The organism is Xanthomonas graminis pv. graminis (assembly GCF_030168915.1).
In the GTDB taxonomy this organism is placed as follows: domain Bacteria; phylum Pseudomonadota; class Gammaproteobacteria; order Xanthomonadales; family Xanthomonadaceae; genus Xanthomonas_A; species Xanthomonas_A translucens.
Map to the genome: position 1 here is coordinate 1,178,895 of NZ_CP076255.1, position 17,591 is coordinate 1,196,485.

A 17,591-nucleotide genomic window follows, 5' to 3' on the forward strand; every position below is an offset into this window, starting at 1 on the left:
GCGGCGTCGCGCACACCCCCACGCACTGACATGGGTTTGTCATGGACCGCTGGATAAAATTAACTACTTTTAAGTTATTAATTTCATTTTTGAAGCTTTTCCAGGGACCATGAAATGACGCAATTGCCTAGCCGCCACTCCCGCCACCAGCGCGCCTTGCTGGTCTGCATGCTCGCTGCCAGTTGCCAGGCCGCCCTTGCGCAGCAGGCGGCCAAGCCGATGCCGGCACCTGCTGCCCCGGCGGACGCCGGCGATACCGATGCCGGCGCTGCCCCGGCCGGCGATGCCGGCGCGCCCAAGACCCTGGACAGCGTGGTCGTCACCGGCGTGCGCAAGGCCAATGCCGCGGCGATGGAGAGCAAGCGCGCGGCGACCAACATCACCGACGTGATCAGTTCCACCGACGTGCGCGCGCTGCCGGACACCACCATCGTCGAAGCGCTGCGCCGTATTCCTGGCCTGTCGGTGCTGCCAGCGACCGACAACGAGCACCCGCGCGACGAGGCCGCCACGCCGGTGCTGCGCGGCCTCGGCCCGTCCTACAACAACGTCACCATCGACGGCCTGACCGTGGCCTCGCCGGGCACGCCGAACGGCACGCTCGGCTCGATCACTCGCGGCGTGCGCCTGGACATCCTGCCGGCCTCGATGGTCAGCGAACTGCAGGTGGTCAAGACCTTCACCCCCGACCTGGATCCCAACGCCACGGGCGGCGCGATCAACCTGCGCACGCGCAGCGCGTTCGAGAACGGCGGCAAGCCGTTCTTCACCAGCGAAGCCTCGCTGGGCCATGCCAACGACGTCGGCAAGCCGCGCGACCAGGACGATCCCGGCTACCGCCTCGGCGCCACCGGCAGCACCACCTTCGGCAGCGACCGGCAGTACGGCCTGACCCTGTCGGGCAACTACCAGACGCTGAGCAGCTACACCGAAACCCACATGACCACCGACACGGTGCACTACGGGTTCTACGACGGCAACGGCGTGCTGCAGAGCGGCAGCAACCTCGGCAACGGCTGGGCAGTGCCGCAGCAGGACAAGTACTGGTACGTGATGGACAAGCGCGACCGCTACGGCCTGACCGGCAAGTTCGAAGCGCACCCCAGCGCCGACCTGCAGGCCTACGTCACCGCGGGCTACTACTATTTCAAGGACGACATGCAGCGCAACGAACTGCTGATCGATCCGCGCAACCGCAACCGCGTCGCCAACCAGACCGCGACCTCCGGCAGCTATCCGGCCGGCGACATCGAGGTCGGCTATTCCAACCAGGTCACCACCACCCGCACCAAGCTCGGCCAGGCCGGCATGGAGTGGCGCCCGGACGACCACCAGGTGCTGTCCGCGCGCGGATCGTGGTCGGATGCAACCTACGACGAACCGATCCAGATGTTCAAGTACGTCACCGGCGCGTCGCGCCCGGCGCCGGTCCCGGTCGGCCAGACGGGCCCCGGCGTCACCGTCAATCCCACCGCCAACTACGCCTTCAACTACGACACCTCGGCGCTGAACCAGCGCTTCCCGGTGGCGCCGCAGGCGTACTACGACTACGACAACTACAGCCTGTTGTACTGGCGCCCGGACTACAAGCGCAGCGCGCGCGACCGGATCCTCACCGGGCGCCTGGACTACGGCTTCAATCAGGGCGAGCAAGACCTCGGCCTGGGCTTCGGCGCCGGCCTGTCGTACACCACCGACAAGCCGTCGTTCAACATCTACCGCGACGAATACCAGCCCAACAGGAGCGCGCCGGCGTTGAACATCGCCGACGTGCTGGCGCCGTCGAACGCGCCGCTGCGCTATCTCGGCCTGAACCTGATCACCATCGATCCGGCCAAGGCGCGGCGCGTGCTGCAGTCCACGCCGCGCAGTGCGTTCAACAGCACCGACCAGTCGGCCTTCAGCAACCAGGACAACTTCAGCCATACCGAAAATATCTTCGGTGCCTACGGCCTGGTCAGCTACCGTGCCGAGGCGTTCAACGTGGAGGCCGGCCTGCACTACGACAACACCGACCAGTCCACCATCGGCCGCCAGCGCCAGTTGGATACGGCCAGCGGCAAATACGTCTACGTCGATGCGCCGACCGATTCGCACTACGCCAACCTGTTGCCGTCGGCGATCATGACCTACCACCTCAGCGATCGCCTCGACCTGCGCGCCGGCGCCAGCCGCACGCTCGGCCGCCCGCCGTACGACGCCTACGCCGCGCGTACCTCGATCGGCTTCGTCAACACCACCGATATGGGCAACCCCAACGCGCAGGGCGTGACCGTGACCGTGGGCAATCCAGACATCAAGCCGCGCGTGTCGACCAACCTGGACCTGTCGCTGGAATGGCGCCTGCCCGACGACTTCGACGGCATGCTGGCCGCGGCGGTGTTCAACAAGCGCATCCAGGACGAGATCTTCACCCTGTCGCGCACCGACCAGTTCAGCTACAACGGCACCACCTATTCGAACGTGTTGATCAGCACCCCGGCCAATGCCTCCAAGGCGCATATCCGCGGCCTGGAACTGAGCGCGGTGCTCAATACCTTGCTGCCCGGCGTGCCGGCGCTGTCCGGGCTGGGCGCCAGCGCCAACCTGGCCTTGCTCGACGGCGGCATGGACGTGCCGTACAGCGTCGGCAGCGCGCCGAACGTGAGCCAGCGCGAGCGCAGCGTCGATCGCCTGGTCGGCCAGCCCGGCTACACCGCCAACGCCTCGCTGTTCTACACCATCGGCGGGCTGGAACTGCGCGCTGCCTACAACCGCCAGGGCAAGGCGCTGCGCGCCATCGTCAGCAACATCGACTGGCAGGACCTGTACTGGTCGCCGCGCTCGCAGCTGGATCTGTCGGCGACCTATGCGATCAACAAGCAGGTCAGCGTGGTCGGCCAGGTCAGCAACGTCACCCATAGCCGCATCACCAGCGTGACCGGACCGGGCGAGAACCTGTTGAAGGACACCTACTCGGTGCCGACCACGTACTGGTTCGGCATCCGTTTCACGCCTTCCCTTTGAACCTTTCGCACCTCCGGATTGCCACTGCCATGAAATCTTCCCTGTTACCGCTGCTGTTGCTGGGCAGCGCCCTCGCCGGTCCCGCCGCTGCAGCCCCCGCCGGCAGTGCCGCCAGCCAGGCCCGCCTGGCCGATCCCGCCGGCGGCATCTTCGTCGTCGCCCATCGCGGCTGCCACAATCCGGCGCCCGAGCATGGTTTCTCCGGCCACGCGCCGGAGAACTCGCTGTCCGGCCTGGAGCGCTGCGTGGCGCTGGGCGTGGACATGCTGGAAACCGACATCCGCCGCGCTGCCGATGGCACCCTGGTGATGTTCCACGACGCCACCGTCGAACGCACCACCGACGGCAGCGGCAAGGTCGCCGACATGACCTGGGCGCAGCTGTCGCGGTTGCGCCTGCGCGACGACGAGGGCGGCGCCGATGCGCCGCTCACCGACCAGCATCCGGTGACCCTGGAGCAGATGCTGGCCGCGGCCAAGGGCCGGATCATGCTCAATCTCGACGTCAAGGCGCCGATCTACGCCGAGGTGGCCGACGCAGTGCGGCGCGCGGGCATGCAACGCCAGGTGGTGCTCAAGACCGAAGTCGGCGTGCACAGCCAGCCGCTGGCGTCGCTGCCGCCGTTCGACCAGGTGAACTTCACCCCGATACTGCTCAATCCGCCGGGCAGCGACGACCTGCTGCAGACCGTACGCACCCAGACCGGCGGCAAGGTGCGTCCGGTCGCGATCGAACTGCCGCGGATGCGCGCCGAGCAACTGCCGCCGATAGCCGCGCTGGCCAGCAAGCAGCACGTGCGGCTGCTGGTCAACACGCTGTGGGATGGTTTCGTGGTCGGCTATGGCGGCGACGCCGATGCGTTGCGCGATCCGGATGCGGTGTGGGGGCGTCTGCACCGCGCCGGGATCAGCGCGTTCCAGACCGACGAACCCGAAGCCCTGCTGCGCTACCGCGCCTCGCTCGAGAAGCGCTGAGCGCGCGGCTCGCCACACACCTGTGCGTATCGATCGCCGTTTTCCGCTTGCGGATACGGCGATCGCGCCAGGCCGGGGCGATGCGTACGTGTTGTCGTGCAACGCCATGCGGACCGCGACGTCGCCGTGCCGTTGCTTCTGGCATCGTCGGCGCCGCTAGCCGCTAGCCGGCAAGTGTCCTGCGGTGTTGCCGGTGCCACTTGCCGGTTTCGGCTCTCGCGTTTCCTGCTTTTTTCATGCGACCTTGGTGGTTCGGCCCATCCGCAAGGTTGCCCGCAAGCTGCCTCACTGCGCTACGCATCAGGCCACGATATGCGTGAAGAACTGCACTGAATGATCTTCCAGGATGACGGCGCCCAATGGCGTGTTGTCTGTGCGTTTTTCGCAGGTTTGATCCAATTCCACCGGGATGCGCGCTTCCTGGAATAGCGTGCGCAGCTGTTTTGCCGTGGCTATCGAAGCGGCGTTATCACGTTCGCCGCCATGCATGGCGACTCGCAGCGTCAAGTCTTGCTGCTGGGTGCTCTCCACATAGCGCCGCAGCGATGCCATCACCTCCTGCGCCATCTCCTGCCGTGCGAACGGAAGCAAATGAAAGACGCGCGCCTTCGCCCCTGGCAGGCAAGCGCCAGTGCGGCGGTCGATCTTTTCCGCAGCGCAGGCGACCGCGATGCACGAACCCATATCATCGGTCACAACCGGCGTGTTGGGCTTGCTTGTTCCCGTGCTGTAGAGGTGGCTGATGCTGGCGTCGTTGCGGACCAGGTAGTTGAAGCCCGCCACTTTCACAACGGTGGCGCTGTTGATCTCGATCGTGCCAGGTTGTGCTGCATCGGCATCGGCATCGCCGACCAGAATGCAGGGATACACCGTAGGCTCCCGGTCTTTGATCGCAGTGTGCTTACGCCGTCGCGCCGCCTGATAGGCATCGGCCGACACCATGGTCAGGCACTCGCCTTCGCGATCCAGGCGATGGTGCGACACCTTGCGGGGGGCGCGGTCCAGGCCTTCCGACGCCGCTGGCTCCATCAGCGGAGGCGACGCCGGCAAATGTTCCGTCGAAGGCGACGGAGAGGCGTACTCCGGGTAAGGAGAGTAGTTCGCGGCGTACCTGCCGCTGTGCGTTCTGGACGTGCCCGAATAGCAGTTTCCCATGGCCGGTCTCGTAGGCAGGTTTTTTGGGGAGGCGTAGACGATAGTGCGTCACATGTCTCGATGTCCGGAGATTCAGAATTCCTGTGTAGTTTCGCGAAGGGCGCCAGGCATCGGAAACAGCAACCAAAGATCGAGCTGTGCCTGCTTGCCCTACTGCTGATCGTCGCTGCCACGCCTTGTGGGTCAGTGGGGCCGGCACGGCGTTGCATTTGGCGTCCGCCGGCTGCCATGCCCCTGCCGCGCGTCGCGACGGGGTTTGCAGCGGCCAACCAAACGACGGCGCAGCGGCCAGGCGGGCGCGGCCGCTGCGCGCGTACCGCGGCGGATGCAGCAACACGCAGAGCCCAATAGCCGCTTGCATGCAGATGCTGGCCGCGGCCAAGGGCCGGATCATGCTCAATCCGCCGGGCAGCGCCGCGCTGCTGCTGAGCGTGCGCGGCTCGCCACGCAACTGTCCGTAATCGGTCGCCGATCGTCCGCACGCGCTGGAATCCGGCGGCACCGCGCCGGTGGCCCTGCACGCCCGTCGCGATGGCGCTGCTGCGCTGATCGAGATCCGCGAGGGCGGCGCAGGGCTGCCGCCCAGCGACAACCTGTTCGTGCCGTTCTTCACCACCAAGCCGGGCGGCTCGGGCATCGGCCTGGTACTGTCGCGGCAGATCCTGGAGGCGCAAGGCGGTAGCCTGAGCCTTGAGGCGCGCGCGGATGCCGCCGGCAGCGTGGCCGCGCTGCGCCTGCCGCTGGCGGCGGACGGCAACGAGGCATGACGCGGCCGAATTTCTTTGGCAACGCGCCAGATCGGCCGTGCGGATGGCCTTCGACAGTCGAAGCGTGTTGCAGGAGCGGCTTCAGCCGCGACGGGCCTGACCGATAAAACCCGTCGCGACCGATGGACCGACGCCATCTCAGTCCCTCCCACAAGCGCGCTGCCTCGAAGAAGGACGCGCGCCGCTTCGCCACGCAGCCGCTGCAGCAGGCAAAATAGCCGCTTCGATCGGGAGCATGCATGTCGCAGGACGAGACCGCCGCCACGCGCACCGCGCGGCGCAGCGGGCGCTGGACGCGCCTGCTGCCCAGGTTGCGGTGCCGACTGCATGGGCGCCGATGGCGTTGGGGCATGCCGCAGTGGCGCCTGCTGCGCTGGGGCACGGCGGCGCTGCTGGCCACACTGTTGCTGCTGGACCTGGCGTTCCCGCTGCCGCTGCCGAAATCGCGCGACACCTCCACCCTGGTGGTGGCCGCCGACGGCACCCCGCTGCGCGCCTTTGCCGACGGCAACGGCGTGTGGCGCTACCCGGCCACGCCGCAGAGCGTGTCGCCGCTGTACCTGCAGGCGCTGCTGAACTACGAGGACCGCTGGTTCTGGCATCACCCCGGGGTCAATCCGTGGGCGCTGCTGCGCGCCGGCAAGCAGTGGCTGTTTTCGCGCCGCATCGTGTCCGGCGGTTCCACCCTGACCATGCAGGTGGCGCGGATCCTGATGCCGGACGACGTCAGCACGCGCACGCCGCTGGGCAAGCTGCAGCAGCTGCTGCGCGCACTGCAGCTGGAAGCGCACCTGAGCAAGCGCCAGATCCTGCAGCTGTACCTGGAGCGCGCGCCCTACGGCGGCACCATCGAGGGCGTGGACGCGGCGAGCTGGGCTTACCTGGGTAAACCGGCCGCGCGCCTGTCGCAGGCCGAAGCGGCGCTGCTGGCGGTGCTGCCGCAGGCGCCGAGCCGGCTGCGTCCGGACCGGCATCCGCAAGCCGCGCGCGCCGCGCGCGACAAGGTGCTCGAGCGCATGGTCGAACTGCAGGTGTGGCCGCGTGCGCAGGTCGACGACGCGCGCATCGAGCCGGTGGTGGCGCGTTCGCTGCAGGCGCCGATGCATGCCGCGCTGCTGGCCGAACGCCTGCGCCGGCAATCGCCGCGCGCCGCGCACATCGTCTCCACCCTCGACGCCGACCTGCAGCGCACCCTGGAGGATCGGGTCAGCGCGTATTTCTCGCAGCTGCCCGAGCGCACCTCCGCGGCGTTGCTGGTGGTGGACAACCGCGACCTGCAGGCGCGCGCCTACATCGGCTCGGTGACGTTCGGCGACCGCAAGCGGCTCGGCGACGTGGACATGGTGCAGGCCTGGCGCTCGCCCGGCTCCACGCTCAAGCCGTTCCTGTACGGCATGGCCCTGGACGACGGCCTGATCCATTCCGAAAGCCTGCTGGTGGATGCGCCGCAGAGTTTCGGCGACTACCGTCCGGGCAACTTCGACGAAGCCTTCAACGGCCCGGTCGGCGCCGCCAGCGCCTTGCGCCTGTCGCTGAACGTGCCGGCGGTGGACCTGCTCGATCGGGTCGGGCCGGCGCGTTTCGCCGCACGCCTGAACAATGCCGGCATCGGCCTGAAGTTTCCGCGCGGCAGTACCCCGAATCTGGCCTTGATCCTCGGCGGCACCGGCGCGCAGCTGGAACAGCTGGTCGGCGCCTTCGCCGCACTGAACCGCGACGGCATCGCCGGGCACGTGCGCTACACCGCCACCGACAAGATCATCGACCGGCGGCTGATGTCGCCCGGCGCGGCGTGGATCGTGCGCGAGATCCTCGAGGCCAATCCGCGCCCCGGCTACGGCATCGGCACCTTCGACGTCGGCACGCGCCCGCGGGTGGCGTGGAAGACCGGCACAAGCTATGGCTATCGCGACGCCTGGGCGATCGGCAGCACACGCCGCTACACGGTCGGCGTGTGGGTCGGGCGCCCCGACGGGACGCCGCTGCCCGGCCAGTACGGCGCGGTGACCGCGCTGCCGCTGATGTTCGAGACCATCGACAGCCTGCCGCGCGCGCGCGGCGACAACGCGCCGCGGCCGATGCCGGGCAACGTGCAGCAGCTGGACGTGTGCTGGCCGCTGGGCATCGCCGCCGAACAGACCCCGCCCGCGCTGTGCCAGCGGCGCTTCTCCGCCTACGCACTGGACGGCGCGGTGCCGCCGACCTTCGCCGAGCGCGACGCGCGGCTCTGGAGCGCCGGCCGCGACACGGTGCAGTTGGATGCGCGCAGCGGCCTGCGCCTGTCGCCCGATTGCGCGCGGCCGCACACGCCGGTACAGCGCGAACTCGCGCGCTGGCCGGCGCTGCTGACCCCATGGCTGCACGCCAGCGAGCGCCAGGCCGGACAACTGCCCGCCCTGGCGCCGGACTGCCGCGACGACGGCCGCGGCGGCAACGACGTGCTGCGCATCGAAGGACTCAACGACCGCGCCACGCTGGCGCGCGCGCCGGGCAGCCTCAGCGTGCGGCTGCAGGTGCGTGCGCTAGGCACCACCGCGCCGGTGGACTGGTTGCTGGATGGGCGCTGGATCGCGCGCACCGAGGGCGCCCGCAACTTCCAGCGCGATTTCGCCGATGCTGGCGACCATACCCTGACTGCACTGGCCAGCAATGGCGCCTGGACGCAGGTGCGATTCCGGGTGTTGCATTGAGCATTGCTTCGGCCGTGGGGAATTTCATGATTCCTGTAGGAGCGGCTTCAGCCGCGACAGGTACCTTCGGTAAGTTCATGTCGCGGCTGAAGCCGCTCCTACAGGAGGGGCGGGCTTTAGCGGGGAACCCCGCCGCGGTTGCCACAAAAAAAGCGCCCGGCAGGTGCCGGGCGCTGGATGTCCATGCGGGCGATCGCGCAACCTACTTCCCGATCCACCCTTCCAGCAGGTCGGAAAACTCGTCGGCATGCTCTTCTTCCTGGGCCAGGATCTGCTCCAGGATGCGTTTGGTGGTGGTGTCCTTGTCGCCGATGAAATTGATCATCTCGCGATAGCTGTCGATGGCGATGCGCTCGGCGATCAGGTTCTCCTTGACCATGTCGCGCAGGTCCTCGCCTTCCTTGTACTCGGCGTGCGAACGCGCGGTCAGCGTGTCGGGATTGAGGTCCGGCTCGCCGCCCAGCTGCACGATGCGTTCGGCCAGCTTGTGCGCATGCTCCTGCTCCTGCTGCGCGTGCTCCAGGAACTCGCCCTTGATCGCGTCGGCGAGCATGCCTGAGGCCATGAAGTAGTGGCGGTAGTAACGCAGCACGCACACGTATTCGGTGGCGAGCGCATCGTTGAGCAGCTTGATCACCGCCTCGCGGTCGGCGCTGTAGCTCTTGGTGATCGCGCCGTCTTCGATGCTCTGGCGCGCGTTGGCGCGCAGCGTGGCGGTATCGGTGAGGCCGGCGGTGTGCTGCAGCGGCTTGGCGTCGTTGGCTGGCTTGTTGGACATGGCTGGCCGGTTCCTGTGTGATGGGTGAAGGGAGATCAGTCGGGAAGATGCTGCAGCACGTAGTCGGCGGCGGAGACCTTGAATTCGCCCGGCGCCTCGACGAACAGCGCACGCACCACGCCGTCCTCGGCGTACAGCGCGAAGCGCCGCGCACGCACGCCCATGCCGTAGCTGCTGGCGTCCATTTCCAGGCCCAGCGCCTTGGCCAGTTTGCCGTTGCCGTCGGACAGCATCTGCAGGCCATCGGGCACCAGCTGGCTGGTGCCCCAGGCCTGCATCACGAACGGGTCGTTGACCGCCATGCAGTACACCTCGATGCCGCGCTTGCGGAATTCCTCGAAGTGCTCGACGTAGCCGGGCAGGTGCTTCTCCGAACAGGTCGGGGTGAACGCGCCGGGTACCGCGAACAGCACTGCGTTGCGGCCGTCGAACAGGCTGCGCGTGTCCACCTGTTCCACGCCCTCGCGGATGCGTTGCAGGACCACTTCGGGAATGCGTTCGCCGGGCTGGATGGGCATGTCGGGCTCCTTGGATGAATCGAGTCTAGAAATCGGAATGGGAAGGCAGCGTCAAGGCCCTTGAAAAGCGCGCGCCGGTTCCTATCTGGCAGGCATGGCGGCGGGCCTGGCCCGGCGCCGCGAACCACCCGTCAGGGTTCATCCCATTCACGTTGCAGGAGACTACGAGATGAGCATCGTCCGTTATCGCCCGTTGCCGGCCCAGGCCGCCTTCCAGAACGAGATCAAGCAGGTGTTCGACCGCTTCTTCGACCCCAATGGCGGCACCGACGAGTCGGCCGTCGTCACCGCGCAGTGGGTGCCGCGCGTGGACATCAAGGAAGAGGCCGAGCGTTTCGTGCTGTACGCCGACCTGCCTGGCATCGACCCGTCCGAGATCGAGGTGTCGATGGACAAGGGCATCCTGTCGATCAGGGGCGAGCGCAAGAACGAGTCCGCCGCCGAAAGCGAGCGCTTCTCGCGCATCGAGCGCCGCTACGGCAGCTTCCACCGCCGCTTCGCGCTGCCGGACAGCGCCGATCCCGACAACATTTCCGCCACCGGCTACCATGGCGTGCTGGAAGTGCGCATCCCCAAGCGCCCGGCGAGCACGCCGCGCCGGATCCAGGTCGACACCGGGGCCACGATCGTGCAGTAAGCGCACGCACGCGCCGGCGACGCCGCGGCGTCGCCGCGCCTTCGCGGCCGGCCAGTAGAATGGCCGGGCGATGGTGCGCAGCATGCAACCGGCCCGTTGCCGCAAGGCGGCGGGCCGACTCTTTTTGAGGTGATGGATGGAATTCAAGGATTACTACGCGACCCTGGGCGTGGAGCCCAGCGCGGGCGACGCCGAGATCAAGACCGCCTACCGGCGGCTGGCGCGCAAATACCATCCCGACGTCAGCAAGGAGGCCGGCGCCGAGGACAAGTTCAAGGCCATCAACGAGGCCTACGAGGCGCTGCGCGATCCGCCCAAGCGCGCCGCCTACGACCAGCTGCGCGCGCAGGGCTATCGGCCCGGCGAAGAGTTCCAGGCCCCGCCCAACTACGGCGGCGCGCAGGGCTACGACTTCGAGGAAGTGTTCGGCAACGGCGGCGCCGGCGGCGGCTTCAGCGATTTCTTCGAGAGCCTGTTCGCGCGTCAGCAGCGCGCGCGCCAGGGCGGCGCCGGTCCCGGTCCCGGCCCGGGCGCGGCGCCGCGCGGCGACACCCGCGCCAAGCTGGCGGTGCCGCTGGAGGCGGTGCACAGCGGCGACAGCGTGCGCATCACCATCAATGGCCGCCAGCTGGACGTGCGCGTCCCCAAGGGCGTGCGCCCCGGCCAGGTGATTCGGCTGAGCGGGCAGGGCAACGGCGGCAGCAACCTGCTGCTGGAGATCGAATACGCCGCGCACCCGCAGTTCGAGGTGGACGGGCTCAACATCCTGTACACCCTGCCGGTGACGCCGTGGCAGGCGGCGCTGGGCACCAGCATCAGCGTGCCGACCCTGGGCGGTGCGGTGGAACTGAAGATCCCGCCGGAGTCCGATGCCGGGCGCAAGCTGCGCCTGCGCGGCCGGGGCCTGCCGGGCACCCCGGCGGGCGACCAGATCGTGGAACTGGAAGTGCTGGCGCCGGCCCCGGAAACCGAGGCGCAGCGCAAGGCGTATCGGGGGTTGGCCAAGGCGTTCGGTGAGGTGGTCTGAGGGGCGGGACTCGGGACTCGGGACTCGGGACTCGGGATTTTCGCAAGTTCGCCGCATTTCTGCTTTTCTGTAGGAGGGGCTTTAGCCCCGACGCGTTACCGGTAAGGCGTCGGGGCTAAAGCCCCTCCTACAGAAAAGCAGCTACGCCGGAGCTGCAAAAAAAGCCGCTTTTTTTTAAAAAAATCGGCCCTTTTTGCATCAAATCGCTTGACATCGATTTACCCTGGGACATCATCCTGCCGTCCCGAGTCCCGAGTCCCGAGTCCCGAGTCCCGAGTCCCGAGTCCCGAGTCCCGAGTCCCGAGTCCCGAGTCCCGAGTCCCGAGTCCCGAGTCCCGAGTCCCGAGTCCCGAGTCCCGAGTCCCGAGTCCCGCTCACCCCTTCTGCCCATCCTCCCCACTGAACACCCGCTCGATCACCTCGGACAGCTCGTCCTCGGAAAACGGCTTGGTGATGTAGGCGCGGGCGCCCTGGCGCATGCCCCACATGCGGTCGGTGTCCTGGTCCTTGGTGGTGACCAGGATCACCGGGATGTGCTGCGTGCTCGGTTCCCGGCGCAGGGTGCGGGTGGCCTGGAAGCCGTTGAGGTTGGGCATCACCACGTCCATCAGCACCAGGTCCGGCAACGCCGCCTTGGCCGCTTCCACGCCGGCCGCGCCGTCGGTGGCGGTGAGCGTTTCGTGGCCCAGCTTTTCGACGATGCGCTGGATGCCGAGCAACTGCGACGGCGAATCGTCGACGATCAGGATGCGTGCCATGTGTTTCCCCCTTGGAAGCACGAGTGTAGTGGCAGCGGCGCGCACCCGGAAAGCGGTGCGCATCACACCCCTCCGGGGGCGTCTACGCCGCCGGATCCAGCCGCACCACGGTGCGTCCGAACGACTGCCCGGCGAGCATCGTGGCGAACACCGCGGGCAGGCCGGACAGCTCCACCTCGCGGGTGCAGATCGCGTCCAGGTGGCGCGGTTTCCAGTCGCTGCCCAGGTGCTGCCAGATCCGGTCGCGCAGGTCGCGGGCGGTGCCGGCCGAGCCGATCCCCAGCAGCGACACGCCGCGCAGGATGAACGGCATCACCGTCATGTCCAGCTCCGGGGTCGCCGCCAGCCCGGCGCTGGCGACGTTACCATACGGCGCCGTCTGCGCCAGCAGGCTGGTCAGCATCGCGCCGCCGACGTTGTCCAGGCCGCCGCCGAAGCGCACCGACTCCAGCGGGCGCCTGGTCTGCAGCGCGTCGCGGCCCAGCACCTGGCTGGCGCCCAGTGCCTTCAGGTGCTCGGCGCGGTCGGCCTTGCCGCTGACCGCATGCACCTCGAAGCCAGCGCGGCTGAACAGGTCGATCGCCAGCGAGCCGACCCCGCCAGTGGCGCCGGTCACGCACAGCGGGCCGTGTTCCGGGGTCTGCCGGTTGTCGAGCAGGCGCAGCAGCGCCAGCGCCGCAGTGAAGCCGGCGGTGCCCAGCACCATGCTCTCGCGCAGGCTCAGCCCGGCCGGCAGCGGCACCACCCATTTGGCCTCCAGCCGCGCGTAATGGCTGTAGCCGCCGTCGCGGGTCTCGCTGAGGCCGCAGCCGGTGACCAGCACCGCATCGCCCTCCTTGAATCCCGGATCGCTGGAGGCGACCACGTACCCGGCCACGTCGATGCCGCCCACCAGCGGGAAACGGCGCAGGATCTTGCCCTGGCCGGTGCCGGCCAGCGCGTCCTTGAAGTTCACCGACGACCAGGCGCCGCGGATCACCACTTCGCCCGGGCTGAGCTCATCCAGTCCTACCGGCTCGACGGCGGCGCGGTAGCCGGCATCGTCCTGGTGGATGCGGAAAGCGGGGAAGCGGGCGGGGAGCGACATGGCGAACACCTTGGTCGGCACGAAGGAATGCACCAAGATAGCCCTTTCGAAACGTCGGATCTGCCCCATCTTGTAGAATCGGCGACTCACTTACGGTGACCGGCGCGGACCGACGCGCCGCCACCTACCTTCTTGGAGCATGCATGGCCTGGAATACACCCGGCGGCAAGGGCGCAGATGGCTCGGACAATCACGGGCGCAATCCCTGGAAGCCTCGTGGCGGCAATGGCGGCGGCAAGTGGGGCGGGCTGCCCGGTCCGTTGAAGGACCTGTTCGGCGGCGACGGCGCCAACATCGGCCGCTGGGTGCTGGCCGCGGTGGTGCTGTTGTTGCTGTTCAGCAGCTTCCAGCTGATCGGCGAGCAGCAGCGCGGCGTGGTGCTGCGCTTCGGCCAGTTCTCGCGGATCCTGCAGCCGGGCCCGAACTTCAAGCTGCCGTGGCCGATCGAATCGGTGCGCAAGGTCAACGCCACCGAGATCAAGACCTTCAGCAACCAGGTGCCGGTGCTGACCCGCGACGAGAACATCGTCAGCGTCTCGCTCAACGTGCAGTACCGCATCGACGACCCGCGCATGTACGTGTTCGGCTCGCGCAACGCCGACCAGGTGCTGGAACAGGCCGCACAGAGCGCGGTGCGCGAACAGGTCGGCCGCGCCGACCTCAACGTGGTGCTGAACAACCGCGGGCCGATGGCCACCGCCGCGCGCGACCGCTTGCAGGCCGCGCTCAGCGCCTACCGCACCGGCCTGATCGTGACCGGGCTGACCCTGCCCGACGCGCGCCCGCCGGAAGAAGTGAAGCCGGCGTTCGACGAGGTCAACGGCGCCCAGCAGGTCAAGGAACGGCTGATCAACGAGGCCCAGGCCTATGCCGCCAAGATGGTGCCGGAAGCCCGCGGCCAGGCCGCGCGTACCCGTACCGTCGCCGAGGGCTACAAGGAAGCGTCGATCGCCCGCGCGCAGGGCGATGCCGAGCGCTTCACCCTGCTGCAGCAGCAGTACCAGAGCGCGCCGGAGGTCACCCGCAAGCGGCTGTGGCTGGAGACGGTGCAGAAGGTGCTGTCGGAGAACCGCAAGGTCATCGGCGGCGACGGCCGCCAGCTGATCTACGTGCCGATGCCGGCCGATGGCGGCAAGAGCAGCAGCGCCGCGCCGGCGCCGTCCGCCAGCGGCGGCATGCCGACGCTGCCGCAGGAGGTCCTGATGCCGTCGCTGTCCGGCGGCCCGGCCGAGAGTATCCGCAGTCCGGAGCGCACGCCGCGCCCGAACGGCCGTGAGGAGGTGCAGCCATGAGAATTTCCCTGTGGGCAGGCGTTGCGGTCGTGGCGCTGATTGTGCTGTTCAGCTCGGTGTTCGTGGTGCGCGAAGACCAGACCGCGATGGTGCTGAACCTGGGCCGCGTGGCCCGTGCCGACCTCACGCCAGGCCTGCATTTCAAGTTGCCGTATGAGACCTCGCGCGTGTTCGATCGCCGCTTCCAGGTGCTGGACACGCCGCCGGCGCGCTACTTCACCGCCGAGCAGAAGGATGTCAGCGTCGACTTCTTCGCCATCGGCTACATCTCCGACGTGCGGGCCTTCTACCGCGCCACCGGCGGCGACGAGAAGGTGGCCAACGCGCGCCTGGCGCCGATCATCATCGATTCGCTGCGCAACCAGATCAATGCGCGCACCTTGCAGCAACTGGTGTCCGGCGACCGCAGCGAACTGATCGCGCAGCAGCTGAACACGATCAATGCCGCCGGCAAGACCCTGGGCATGCAGATCACCGACCTGCGCATCAAGCAGATCGACCTGCCGACCGACAGCCAGGTGATCACCGACGTGTACGAGCGCATGCGCGCGCAGCGCAAGCAGGAAGCCAGCAAGCTGCGCGCCGAAGGCGAAGAGCAGGCGCTGACCATCCGTGCCCAGGCCGACCGCGAGAGCACCGTGCTGGTCGCCGAGGCCGAGCGCGACGCGCAGAAGCTGCGCGGCGAAGGCGATGCGCAGGCCGCCAGCATCTACGGCAAGGCCGGCTCCGCCGACCCGTCGTTCTACGCGTTCTACCGCAGCCTGGAGGCTTATCGCGGCGCCATGGCCGACGGCAACGCGGTGATCGTGCTGGACAAGAACGATCCGTTCCTGCAGTACCTGAAGAGCGAGCGCTGAGGGGGCGGGACTCGGGACTCGGGACTCGTAAGAGCGAGCTCCCCACTGTAGGAGCGGCTTCAGCCGCGACAGGAACTTGCCGAAGGTGCCTGCGGCTGAAGCCGCTCCTGCAGATGCTCCAAGGCGCTCCAGGCTGGCGCGGCTCAACCCATCCCCCTTGCCCGAGACCCCCATGCACGATCTGATCGCCGCGGTGTGCCTGATGGTCGTCTTCGAGGGCCTGGTGCTGCTGGTCGCGCCGGAGGCCTGGAAGCGGCTGGTGCAGCAGATGCTGGCCACGCCGACCGCGCAGCTGCGTGCGTCCGGCGGCATGGCCGTGGCGGTGGGGCTGGCGGCGCTGTGGTGGGTGCGCGCCTGAGCGGCGGCCGCCGCTCAGGCGCGCCGGTCGCGCCGCTGAACGCAGCGGCCGAGGGGGTGGTGAGCGTCACCCAAAACCCGGATAATGCACAAAAGCCGGCCGGGCCCGCTCCATGTGAGCGTCTCGACCGGCTTTTTCCGTGTAGGGGCCTGCCGCCGCCTGGACGCTCCCCGATGGAGCGGCCGTACCGGCGCCGGCAAGACCCGTGCATGGCCACCACATCCGTGCGGCCCCGATGACCGCGCAGCAAACCAGGAGTTACCCAGCCATGGGTCAGTCAGTTGTCGTGCTCGGCGCCCAGTGGGGCGATGAAGGCAAAGGCAAGATCGTCGATCTGCTCACCGAGGAAATCGGCGCCGTCGTGCGCTTCCAGGGCGGCCACAACGCCGGCCACACCCTGGTCATCAACGGCAAGAAGACCGTGCTGCACCTGATCCCGTCCGGCATCCTGCGCGAAGACGCGCTGTGCCTGATCGGCAATGGCGTGGTGATCTCCCCGGCCGCCTTGATCAAGGAAATCAGCGAGCTGGAGGACGCCGGCGTGGAAGTGCGTTCTCGCCTGAAGATCTCCCCGGCCGCGCCGCTGATCATGCCGTACCACATCGCCCTGGATCAGGCCCGCGAAAAGGCCGCCGGCGGCAAGGCCATCGGCACCACCGGCCGCGGCATCGGCCCAGCCTACGAAGACAAGGTGGCGCGCCGCGGCATCCGCATCGCCGACCTGCATTACCCGCCGCAGCTGGAAGAACTGCTGCGCACCGCGCTGGACTACCACAACTTCGTCCTGACCAAGTACCTGGGCGTGGAAGCGGTCGATTTCCAGAAGACCTTCGACGAGGCGCTGGCCTTCGGCGACTACGTGCAGCCGATGAAGTACGACGTGGCCGGCATCCTCCACGAGCTGCGCAAGCAGGGCAAGCGCGTGCTGTTCGAAGGCGCGCAGGGCGCGTTGCTGGACATCGACCACGGCACCTACCCGTACGTCACCAGTTCCAACACCACTGTCGGCGGTGCGCTGGCCGGCACCGGCGTCGGCGCCGATGCGATCGACTACGTGCTGGGCATCGCCAAGGCCTACGCCACCCGCGTCGGCGGCGGTCCGTTCCCGACCGAACTGGACGACGAAGTGGGCCAGGGCATCCGTGACCGCGGCGCCGAGTACGGCGCCTCCACCGGCCGCCCGCGCCGCTGCGGCTGGATGGACATCGTCGCGCTCAAGCGCGCCGTTGCCATCAACGGCATCTCCGGCCTGTGCATCACCAAGCTCGACGTGCTCGACGGCATGGAGAAGCTGAAGATCTGCATCGCCTACGAATACCGCGGCAAGCGCACCGAATACGCGCCGCTGGACGCGCAGGGCTGGGAAGAGTGCACGCCCGTGTACCTGGAGTTCCCTGGCTGGACCGAGAACACCCACGGCATCACCGAGTGGGACAAGCTGCCCGCCGCCGCCCGCGCCTACCTGCGCGCGCTGGAGGAACTGGCCGGCTGCCCGATCTCGATCGTCTCCACCGGCCCGGACCGCGACCACACGATGGTGCTGCAGGATCCGTTCGCGTGATCCGGCGTCCCGGCGCATGCCGGGACCAGTGCCGCAGGAAGGTCCCGCAAGGGGCCTTCTTTTTTGGTCAAAAGACTTGCAAAGCAATGCCATGCGGCAGATATTCCATATTCCGGAATATGGAAT

Annotated in this window: 14 protein-coding genes and 1 pseudogene; 10 read left to right on the forward strand and 5 right to left on the reverse strand. The window is 68.1% G+C overall.

Annotation, left to right across the window (positions count from 1 at the left end; all coding sequences use genetic code 11):
- The first annotated feature begins 114 nt into the window (after nucleotides 1-114).
- Nucleotides 115-3,006 carry a TonB-dependent receptor gene (locus KHF85_RS05200; protein WP_284568761.1) on the forward strand — a complete coding sequence of 964 codons (2,892 nt, stop codon included), beginning with the start codon at nucleotides 115-117 and terminating at the stop codon, nucleotides 3,004-3,006.
- Nucleotides 3,007-3,035: 29 nt separating this feature from the next.
- Complete coding sequence (locus KHF85_RS05205; RefSeq protein ID WP_284568762.1) at nucleotides 3,036-3,980, forward strand: glycerophosphodiester phosphodiesterase family protein; 945 nt, start codon at nucleotides 3,036-3,038, stop codon at nucleotides 3,978-3,980.
- 300 nt (nucleotides 3,981-4,280) lie between these two features.
- Here KHF85_RS05205 and xopAF read toward each other — a convergent pair whose 3' ends face one another.
- Complete coding sequence (gene xopAF, locus KHF85_RS05210; RefSeq protein WP_284568763.1) at nucleotides 4,281-5,135, reverse strand: XopAF/AvrXv3 family type III secretion system effector; 855 nt, start codon at nucleotides 5,133-5,135, stop codon at nucleotides 4,281-4,283.
- Between the two features lie 479 nt (nucleotides 5,136-5,614).
- Between xopAF and KHF85_RS05215 the strand changes: the two are divergent.
- Both KHF85_RS05215 and pbpC read left to right on the forward strand, forming a co-directional pair.
- Nucleotides 5,615-5,902: pseudogene (locus tag KHF85_RS05215) on the forward strand (ATP-binding protein); the annotation flags it as partial.
- Nucleotides 5,903-6,141: 239 nt separating this feature from the next.
- Nucleotides 6,142-8,592, forward strand: a complete 2,451-nt coding sequence (pbpC, locus tag KHF85_RS05220; protein ID WP_284568764.1) for a penicillin-binding protein 1C — start codon at nucleotides 6,142-6,144, stop codon at nucleotides 8,590-8,592.
- A 202-nt stretch (nucleotides 8,593-8,794) separates the two neighbouring features.
- Here the strand turns inward: pbpC and KHF85_RS05225 are convergent, their stop codons facing one another.
- Together KHF85_RS05225 and KHF85_RS05230 are read right to left on the reverse strand one after the other, a co-directional pair.
- A complete protein-coding gene (locus tag KHF85_RS05225; protein ID WP_053835419.1) occupies nucleotides 8,795-9,370 on the reverse strand; it encodes a ferritin-like domain-containing protein in 576 nt (191 codons plus the stop codon).
- 35 nt (nucleotides 9,371-9,405) lie between these two features.
- A complete protein-coding gene (locus tag KHF85_RS05230) occupies nucleotides 9,406-9,888 on the reverse strand; it encodes a peroxiredoxin (protein WP_284568765.1) in 483 nt (160 codons plus the stop codon).
- 169 nt (nucleotides 9,889-10,057) lie between these two features.
- Between KHF85_RS05230 and KHF85_RS05235 the strand changes: the two genes are divergently transcribed.
- Both KHF85_RS05235 and KHF85_RS05240 read left to right on the forward strand, forming a co-directional pair.
- A complete protein-coding gene (locus KHF85_RS05235; RefSeq protein ID WP_284568766.1) occupies nucleotides 10,058-10,525 on the forward strand; it encodes an Hsp20/alpha crystallin family protein in 468 nt (155 codons plus the stop codon).
- Between the two features lie 136 nt (nucleotides 10,526-10,661).
- A complete protein-coding gene (locus tag KHF85_RS05240; RefSeq protein ID WP_284568767.1) occupies nucleotides 10,662-11,552 on the forward strand; it encodes a DnaJ C-terminal domain-containing protein in 891 nt (296 codons plus the stop codon).
- A 374-nt stretch (nucleotides 11,553-11,926) separates the two neighbouring features.
- On the opposite strand, the gene pilH is transcribed toward KHF85_RS05240, so the two are convergent.
- Nucleotides 11,927-12,310: a twitching motility response regulator PilH gene (pilH, locus tag KHF85_RS05245; protein ID WP_003467543.1), complete on the reverse strand. Its 384-nt coding sequence runs from the start codon at nucleotides 12,308-12,310 to the stop codon at nucleotides 11,927-11,929.
- Nucleotides 12,311-12,392: 82 nt separating this feature from the next.
- The gene (locus KHF85_RS05250) at nucleotides 12,393-13,397 is read right to left on the reverse strand and encodes an acrylyl-CoA reductase family protein (RefSeq protein WP_284568768.1); all 1,005 of its coding nucleotides are present in this window, start codon (nucleotides 13,395-13,397) and stop codon (nucleotides 12,393-12,395) included.
- A gap of 143 nt (nucleotides 13,398-13,540) precedes the next feature.
- Between KHF85_RS05250 and hflK the strand changes: the two genes are divergently transcribed.
- From hflK to KHF85_RS05270, 4 genes are all read left to right on the forward strand, one after another.
- Entirely contained in the window at nucleotides 13,541-14,689 is a 1,149-nt protein-coding gene (hflK, locus tag KHF85_RS05255) for an FtsH protease activity modulator HflK (RefSeq protein ID WP_284568769.1), read from the forward strand.
- Nucleotides 14,686-15,546, forward strand: coding sequence for a protease modulator HflC (gene hflC, locus KHF85_RS05260; protein ID WP_284568770.1), 861 nt, complete (start codon nucleotides 14,686-14,688; stop codon nucleotides 15,544-15,546). Before hflK ends, hflC begins: the two co-directional genes overlap by 4 nt.
- Before the next feature lie 172 nt (nucleotides 15,547-15,718).
- Nucleotides 15,719-15,904, forward strand: a complete 186-nt coding sequence (locus KHF85_RS05265) for a DUF2065 domain-containing protein (RefSeq protein WP_284568771.1) — start codon at nucleotides 15,719-15,721, stop codon at nucleotides 15,902-15,904.
- A gap of 268 nt (nucleotides 15,905-16,172) precedes the next feature.
- The gene (locus KHF85_RS05270; RefSeq protein WP_053835425.1) at nucleotides 16,173-17,465 is read left to right on the forward strand and encodes an adenylosuccinate synthase; all 1,293 of its coding nucleotides are present in this window, start codon (nucleotides 16,173-16,175) and stop codon (nucleotides 17,463-17,465) included.
- Nucleotides 17,466-17,591 lie beyond the last annotated feature (126 nt).